This is a genomic window from Bradyrhizobium sp. (genome assembly GCF_049519115.1).
GTDB lineage: Bacteria > Pseudomonadota > Alphaproteobacteria > Rhizobiales > Xanthobacteraceae > Bradyrhizobium.
This window is the reverse complement of record NZ_JBEKRB010000113.1, coordinates 1-8295: the sequence shown is the minus strand read 5'-3', so window position 1 is coordinate 8295 and position 8295 is coordinate 1. Positions and strand designations below refer to the sequence as shown.

General features: G+C 56.1%; 6 protein-coding genes and 1 pseudogene. 3 read left to right on the top strand and 4 right to left on the bottom strand.

Annotation, left to right across the window (positions count from 1 at the left end; genetic code table 11):
- Positions 1 to 548: 548 nt before the first annotated feature.
- The 3 genes from ABSE61_RS35060 to ABSE61_RS35050 all read right to left on the bottom strand — a co-directional run bounded on the left by ABSE61_RS35060 (position 549) and on the right by ABSE61_RS35050 (position 2052).
- Entirely contained in the window at positions 549 to 776 is a 228-nt protein-coding gene (locus tag ABSE61_RS35060; protein WP_423875752.1) for a hypothetical protein, read from the bottom strand.
- A gap of 205 nt (positions 777 to 981) precedes the next feature.
- Positions 982 to 1188, bottom strand: a complete 207-nt coding sequence (locus ABSE61_RS35055; RefSeq protein ID WP_423875751.1) for a hypothetical protein — start codon at positions 1186 to 1188, stop codon at positions 982 to 984.
- A 693-nt stretch (positions 1189 to 1881) separates the two neighbouring features.
- Positions 1882 to 2052: a hypothetical protein gene (locus ABSE61_RS35050; RefSeq protein ID WP_423875750.1), complete on the bottom strand. Its 171-nt coding sequence runs from the start codon at positions 2050 to 2052 to the stop codon at positions 1882 to 1884.
- Between the two features lie 2214 nt (positions 2053 to 4266).
- On the opposite strand from ABSE61_RS35050, the gene ABSE61_RS35045 reads away from it, so the two are divergent.
- A complete protein-coding gene (locus ABSE61_RS35045; RefSeq protein WP_423875749.1) occupies positions 4267 to 4389 on the top strand; it encodes a hypothetical protein in 123 nt (40 codons plus the stop codon).
- 1019 nt (positions 4390 to 5408) lie between these two features.
- On the opposite strand, the gene ABSE61_RS35040 is transcribed toward ABSE61_RS35045, so the two are convergent.
- Positions 5409 to 5972 carry an arylesterase gene (locus ABSE61_RS35040; RefSeq protein ID WP_423875748.1) on the bottom strand — a complete coding sequence of 188 codons (564 nt, stop codon included), beginning with the start codon at positions 5970 to 5972 and terminating at the stop codon, positions 5409 to 5411.
- Between the two features lie 1313 nt (positions 5973 to 7285).
- Between ABSE61_RS35040 and ABSE61_RS35035 the strand changes: the two are divergent.
- Together ABSE61_RS35035 and ABSE61_RS35030 are read left to right on the top strand one after the other, a co-directional pair.
- Positions 7286 to 7798: pseudogene (locus tag ABSE61_RS35035) on the top strand (LabA-like NYN domain-containing protein); the annotation flags it as partial.
- Positions 7799 to 7985: 187 nt separating this feature from the next.
- Positions 7986 to 8295 (top strand): IS110 family transposase (locus tag ABSE61_RS35030; protein WP_423875747.1); only part of this gene is annotated, 310 nt, incomplete at its 3' end.

Below are 8295 nucleotides of genomic sequence, written 5' to 3'. Positions count from 1 at the left end.
AGATGCGTGCGTATTCCCATCAAGGCCACGGCCCGCGAGCCGATCAAACAGGCCGGATACATATCAGCGACTTCCGCAACCCACGCACAATCTCTCTTGCGAAAAGCAGCCGGTCCATACATAAGTGCCAGTCAGCGGCAACACGTCCCTTGCCGAGACATTCCTTGCCTGGGCTCCCATTCCGGCCGGCGCAAAGTTGGGTCGGACTCGGCGAACATTGGCACCTTCTGCGTGAAGCTGACGAACGGCGATTGCGTCACGTTTGATCGAGTCGTCTTGCGCAAAATATGCCCGAGGATGGCTTCATATGCCTACGTTGCCGCGCGACCAGCTATCCAAGCTGCGCTGCCAACTGCCGCAAAGAACATCACAGCCATCCAATTCTCGGGATCTGGAAGCATGTTTGTAGCGATTGCCACCGCAATCGTAGCTGCTGCGATCTCAGACACCACAGCTATCACCATACAGCATATGAAAAGCACCTCGCGGAGAAAGGCTTTCATTTCCCATTCGTCTTCAGCCCGATCTCGACCAGGCGGCGGGGTTCCTCACGTGGTCTTTCCGTTCTCACTGCCATTTTCAACGATTTGCTGTTCGCGCTCATGGAGCCGCTCCACTATCGCCGTTCGCCTTGGTATCAGCGCGGCCTCATCTGCGAGGCGTTGCCCAAGGTCACCGTGATATTGTTGCACGACGTCGAGGACCGCTTCCTTGGCGAGCTTTCGATGGTACTCGGCAAGTAGCATGTGCATAGCTGCGAGCTGTTCATCGGTCATGGATCGCACCTTGGCCGTTGATGCTCAAATTATACAGCATCACGGAAGGGCGGTCCTGCCAAAAGTGAGGCCCGGATCGCGTAGGTTTTGTCGGCACTGGCGCAATAGCACGGCCCCGCCATTGTGAGATCAGTGGGGGGTGACGGGGCCGTGCCTCGGGCCGACTTGGGGGGCGCGGCCCGATCCGAAACTGCTGGCGGCGAACCTAGTCGATGGGCACGAGTCGTTCGTGCCACTGCGCTGCGAGGCCCTTAATCTGCTCAAAATTCAGGATCGCCGGATCGCCTTCGCGAACGATGGTCGCTCGCTTGCGCTCTTTGAGTGGCATGGTTATCGCTCGGGAGATCGCCGAGCGCAGCTTCATCGTGCCATGATCAGTCAGGGTGACTAACTCTTCGGGGTCAAAGGCCATTGTGGCATGCCTATGCTGAGGCTGGCCCGCAAGCCAGCATACACACCCCCGATGCCCGCTTCTAGATAAGCCAACTTAGGTTAAGAGCTCGTTTATCGCGATGAGCCATCACGCCGCCGGCTGATGTTCCTGTCGGCACCACAAGCGGCAATCTTCAGCGCGTTATCAACGTCTATTCGGAGATGCGGGAATTGATGGAGTCATGAGCACAACCCAATCCGAGTCGGATCGCGTTGTCGCCCATCGGATGTCTCCGCTGGTTGCTGAGAATCGCGGCGCCCACACGCTATCGCGGGTGACCTTCATGGGAGAAGGCGAACACACCCGCGGTAAGCCGGAACAGGCGACGCCTCAGGCCGGGAGAGCGCCGATAGATGATGAAGGCAGGTATCGCCAAATTTAGCGCGAACCAGATGCCCAATATCGTTAGCAGGACCGTCATGGCCATTTAACGGTCGGACGGGTCCAGTAGTTCCATGGGGAACCGAGGCGCCAGGGCTCGCAGGATGCGAGTGTGCAGTGCACAATCTTCAATCGGCCCAAATCAGCTGCTGGAACTGTTCATTCTGAGCGTGGGGCCAATCCAGAAATGCGGAGATGCGCGATGGGGATCGCGTTGGAAGTAAACGTTGCACTCTGGATCATGATCGTTTGCGGGATAGCAGAGATCACTCAGTTGGTCGGATATCTGAACTAAGCCAACAGCCAACTTGCTACCCGGATGATGGCCCAGCCGAAGGCTGACATCCAGCCAATCGTCACGACGGTAATCGCGGTAAAAAAGCCGATCTTGAAAAGCTGCTCCAATAATTTGCCCCTGCTGACCGCCGACTCCGCAGGCACAACTTCCATCGGGGTGCTCATGGCCACGCTCCTTCGGTCGAACCAAGCATGTTGTCAGGCTTCCAAAACGGCGAATCGGTTCAACGTTTCGATGACGGCCACGGCCTTGTGAAGAGGCCAAAGCGGTCCGGTGGCTGGGAGCTAAAAACTACGCCGCCAGGCTCGAAATATCGTGTCCTGACGGCGCCTGTAAACTGAGCCCCTGAAATCCTCAGCGCTAACAGGCTAGCAGGCGCCACGCCGAGCGCATGTGAACTGGTTCACACAGCCGAAGCTGGACCGAAGCCCCGCGCCCTAAATATGGAAGAGGCCGCCCACTGAGGCGGCCTCTCTTGCTCTAGATACGCGCTCTTTTCTTGCCGGGCTTCCGACGTACTCTTTGGGCCGATAGTTGGGCCTTACGGACCAAGTCGCGGAGCCGTCCCAATTCGCGCATTTGAGAAATGAGATTGGTTCTCTGTTCTATTACGACTGACAAATGTCTCTGATGAGTATTCATTTAAACCTGTACAACGCTGCAACTACTAGCCACGGTTGCCGAAAATATGGGTCTTATCCATGTGGCAGGCGGTCGTGCGACAAGGGTTTCCGGCGTGAGCTAACACTCAAGATTCATGCCAAAAAGTGCCAGTAACCGCCAAATAAGGCGCTCTTTGTTTGCTAGGTTATGAAGCGGCTCAACCTTCGTCGGCGTCGCGAGATCAATTCTCTCACGCCGTATCCAGCTCCAAAACCTGCTGCGAAGATGCTTAACAGCATCAGCAGTACGGGAAACATGGCCTGACTATAAATCTCTGAAATATCCTGCGCAGCCTAACAGGAGCCACCCGCAAAATCAAAAGGGACCACTAAATAAAATTCCCGATGGGAAGGGCCAGTACCGGATTTCAGGGGCCTCGGCGACTAAACCAGTTCCACCGAGCGATCATATTCCCCCTTGGGGGATGCCGAGTTGGTGTTCGTAGCGGAAGTCACAAACGATCCGTCGCTGCTCGACAAATTACGTTGCGGCGTCGAAGTCATGCAGGCAGCAATTCGCCTGCTATGACCTCCGATAACTGCGAGCATGGATGCGGTCCGAGCTAGAAGCGATAGAGCGCCTCTTGCTACATGAGTGGGATCCGATCGGTTTATCTGATTGCGATGGGGCTGAAAACCATTGCGACGGTTACGCCCTTCGGGTGTTCGAAATGCTTAAGGAGGGAGCTGATGCAATTGCGATCGCATGAGCTATCTCACGCGAGTTGTTACGACTGAGCTACTGCTAACAGCCAACCCTAAGTGTGATCGTGCTATCGCGGCAAAGGTAGTCGCGATCCATCAAGAAGCGGATTGAAAACGCCGAAGGCTCTCCTGGCGATTTCAGCATCGCACTCGCTAGTCCCAAAACGAAGACCGCCTACAATTTTCCAAGCCGTAAGGACCACGTCAGGCCAAATCCCTAAAATATTTTTAAAGCGGTTCGGGGATTGCTTGCACGATTGGCTAACCGAGCAAATCACGTTCCTGGGCATCCCGTTCCAGAACTGGATGATTGTAACTCTCGCGCTGATCCTGATCGCAACGATCATCAGCCTAGGGGAACGCCGCTAGAGAGTGCATCCGACCGCGAACCGCCTCACCCCTCAGGTTTCGAGCGCGGGACCGAAGCCTGCCGCCGTGTTCTCGCAGGCTCGGTCTGCGCAAATCAGCGTCAGAAACGCGAGCGAGCAACTCATTGAATCTGCAGCGTGCCGTTCAGAGCCGTCAACCGTCCTTTCGGACCGCTAGAAGTGCGTGCACTGCACCCTCGCTTGGCATGCCAGATCCCAACACTTCCTCGAAACCATTTTCCCGGTTCTGCGAAATCGTCCGGAAAAGGACCCGTCTCATAGTTTGACCACGCATCAACAGGAGATTGGAAAATGATTACTCTCAAGTTGATTGGTCTCGCTGTGGGAGCCGGCATGCTTGCTTCATTCGCCTCTGATGATTTTGGCACCGAGTTGATTTTGGCCATTGTGACATGCCTTTCGTAGAGGCAAGGGCGGCGGCGCAACTGAAATCTTCTGCCATTGTCGGCGATCCTATAAACCGAACTTGCAACTGCTGATCCGCATTCTCTTTGCGCATGCGCTCGAGGCGTATCTAACTCACTTGAAAAAGGCTCGCACCTAGGCCCCGCCCGCCCACATTTCAGCCGCGATGTTCACGTCAGAATTGCAGATACGTTCTGATTCGAGCGGGAGGCCGCCAATGAAAGCCTTCGCGGCCGCAATCATTGCTGCGGCCATCCTCTATGCTGTCGACACCGAATACAACGATGCCCGCTACACCCAGGTTGTAGCGAATGCGGTGAGCAGCGTAATTCGGCGTTAAAATGGCTGTTTTATCACCGCCCAAATAGAAGAGCCGCCGCTGTGGTTGAGGTCAGCGGCGGCTCTTTGAGTAGTGTGACCGGCCAAATGGCCAGATCGCGATCATGGGCTCCGTGAGTTAATCGCGAGTTACCGCTTCAATCTTTTGGCATGCGCTGGTTTTGCCCCGTCTAACTGGATAAGATCGGGCATAGTCCTTCGTGGGGAAGCATGATAAAGCTTATAGTTGCCGCCGGACTCTGCATTGCAGCGAGCTTCGGCCAAATCAGCACGGCGTCGGCCCAACAATATTTTGGGCCAACCGGTAACTACTATTCTTTCGGAACGGGTGCCATCGCGAGGGCAGACGTGGCGCCGGTGGATACCGGTTGGCTTTACACGCGCAACCAGCCCGCAGGCTATGGCAGGCCTTATCCGTCTCTGAGAATGGCTGACGGCACGCTTGCATGCGCGAATAGCAACTACCGGCCTATGCACGACGGCTGGTGCCATCGCATCTGGTAAGATGAAAGCGTGGGGCCTTTCGGACCCCACGCTTGGGCTGCACCAGCGGCTCTCATTGCAGCATTGCGCGCTGCCCTTGCGTTCCGACCACAGACGACCTGATTTGCCGATTTACAATTCCCCTGGGGAAGCTTGTCGTGCGCCCGCAACCCGCGATAGCGTGTAGACGCCACGATTCTCGGCAACCAGCGGAGACACACGATGGGCGAGATTAAGAAGCGGTCGGGTGCAGATAGGCGAACGAAAAAAGAGCGACGGTCTGGAACAGACACGCGCTCTGACGAAGAAAAGCGAGTAATCGGTGAACGCCGATCCCAAGTAGATAGGCGATCAGCTAAGGATAGAAGAGCCAAAACCTAGCGACGCTCAGCAAGTCTGACCGGACCACTGAACGCTAGGCCTGCGCGGGCGGCTCCGCTGTCTTCCCGAATCAGCCGAAGGTGTTCTTCTGAGGAAGGCAAGCATAGGCAGGATGCGATCGCGGTGCGCCAGCTCAATGCGCTCAAAGAGCACCAATCATCGGTCTCTAAAACGCGCGCGATCGATCAGGGCCTCTACCTGGGGCAACATACGCGCAACGACGGCTTCGATTCCGTCCGCCGTTGGGTGCAAGCCGTCCGCCAGCTTGAGCTCGGCATTGTCCACGAATGCATCGTCGAAGGTCGGGTAAAACAGCACATTGTAATCTCTGGCAAGCTCGGAGAACATCGCGGCAAAAGCGTTTCTATATTCCGTTCCAAGGCTTGGTTGGGTCCGCACCCCGCAAAGAAGCACGGGGATCCGACGAGCCCTGAGGTTATCTAGAATTGCTGCGAGTGCCGCACGGGTAACAGCCGGCTCCAATCCTCTCAGCATGTCATTCGCACCGAGTTCCACAATCACCGCATCGGGATTGCCGGCGGTCGATCGGGCCAACCTGGCGAGGCCCATTGACGCCGTGTCACCAGACACGCCGGCGTTGGCAACCGTTGCTGACTGGCCCCTTGTTATCAAGGCACGCTCAAGCTTGGCAGGAAAGGCATCTATGGCTGGCACACCGTAGCCTGCAGTGAGAGAATCCCCGAGCGCAACGATCCTCACCGCACGTTCCTGGGCAGAGAGGCTACATGTCAGCACGGCGTAAGCCGCGGCCGCAATGAGTGTCGAGCAGCGAGAGTGTATCATTTCGGTTTCTACCCACGTTGCTGCCAACTGCCTGGTCTATGAATATCACCGAAACCACCCTTTTCGCGATCATTGTGCTGGGCTTCGCCGGTGGCGAACGCGGGTGTCGGTTATCGGCTGACGTCGGTTACCCGTCATTTGCCACCGCAGTCTTTGCACCGCGCGCAGGAGCCTTGGCGGGCGCCTGAAAAAGCCTGACGCCGTAAAGCGCCAAGCCAGTTTGGGAGGAAGCGAGACAGTCGACCCGACACCGGCATTGCCGGGATCGCTGCGCCGGGCACAGCCCCGCGGTGACCATGTAAGGGCCGAGCCACTGAACACGGCCGGCCTGGTTTTAGGGGAAGGTGCGGCCGCCGGGCCGGGACGGGGCCGACGGAGCAAGCCGATGGGAGCGTTCCTGATTTTTATTTAGAGGCGCTAAACCATAAGTTAAGCCTCGAGCTTACCCGAAACGAATGGCAGCTGCAGCTTACCTCCGACCAGGTACACCTCGACCGCGTGCGCCAAGAATATACTGGCGCTGGACAATGCAATAACTGCAATGACGAAATGAAACATAACATCGTCCTTAATACGGGTACGCTGGACGTTGGTTTGCTTAACGCGTTCCTGTTTCAAGAATGTTTCGTCCCTGCGTAAAATGGCTTCTTTGGCCTGCACCGCTTATTTTATAGGCCACTGTGACGGCGTTGAGACACTCGATCATCGCTGCGGGCCGAGAGGTTACTTCTAGACTTCCAGGAGAGCGTATCGATGACGTCGAGCGTCACCACAACGGAGGCTGAAAGCAAAGTGATGTCTCTACAGAGCACCTCTGGACGGCTTGCGCTGTCGTAGCTTCCAGGACGCGGAAAGCAGCAGCATGAAAAGCGCTCGGCCAGCACTATATTTGGCAGCTGGCCGAGTGCTTGCGACCCCCTTCACGATGGCCTCACCTTCGACCGTGGAAACGGACCACAGCCACAGCCTGCGGCGTTTTCGTACACTCACTTCAAACATCTGAAACCGGTCAGACGTCACGGTGCGTCCCACAAGCGGCATCGGTGGCATTTTGACGGCTTCTTTGTAGCACATCATGGGCCGAGGTTTAATGCCAGTATTTGGCGGCTGTCATTGACGGTCTGGCAATTATTTAACTCCTAAAACACTGTGCCCGCCGTTTGAGCCCTTAATCAATAGGCTGAGCGGCGCACTGCCGAATTTTCGGAGCAGTTTTTCAGGAGTAGTGAATGCCGTCTTCGGTCGACAAACTCGCATTGTTTATTGATGGAGCCAGTCTACATGCAGCGTCGAAGACACTAGGTTTCGAGATCGACTTCAAGCGCCTCTTGAAAGAGTACGAGAGACACGGCAACTTGGTGCGCGCGTATTACTACACGGTGATGATCGAGGATCGGGAGTACTCGTCGATCAGGCCCTTAATCGACTGGCTTGACTACAACGGCTATACGGTCGTTTCAAAACCAGCAAAGGAGTTCGACGATGGCGAGGGCCGGCGAAAGATAAAGCGTAGTATGAGTGTCGAGATCGCTGTCGATGCATTGGAATTGTCGAACCATGTCGACCACATCGTGTTGTTTTCCGCCGACGGTGACTTCCGGCCCCTTGTGGAAACGGTGCAGCGGCGCGGTGTCCACGTTACTGTGGTCTCACCTCTGTCGATGATTTCTGACGAGTTGCGGCGCCAAGCCGACGTTTTCATCGACTTACTAAAACTAAAGTCCTCAATTCAACGCAATCCGTGAGAGGATCCGCCGCCGCGCATATAGTACTAAACTTACCAACGCTAACGTCCGCTCCCGGTCTCAAAAGATGGGGTAATCGGCCGGCCAGCTGTGGATAGCTGAAGATTTTGGGTGCTGCGCTTCAGGCTGATGGTGAAACGAGGTCCGTGGTCATGGCCTCAAGCATCAGAAGGAGAAGCGCAGCATGGACCATTTTGCTGGATTGGACGTATCGGTCAAGGAGACGAGCATCTGCATTGTGGATGACACAGGCAAGATCGTTCGGGAAGCGAAGGTGGCGAGCGAGCCTGAAGCGTTGCTGGCGGTGTTGAAGAACCTCGCCTACCACTTCAAACGAATTGGGTTGGAAGCTGGGCCATTGTCACAATGGCTTTACAGCGCGCTCGCTGAAGCAGACTTGCCAGTGATCTGTGTTGAAACGCGACACATGCGAGCGGTTTTGAAGGCGCAGATTAACAAGACGGATCGCAATGATGCCCGCGGCATCGCCCAGA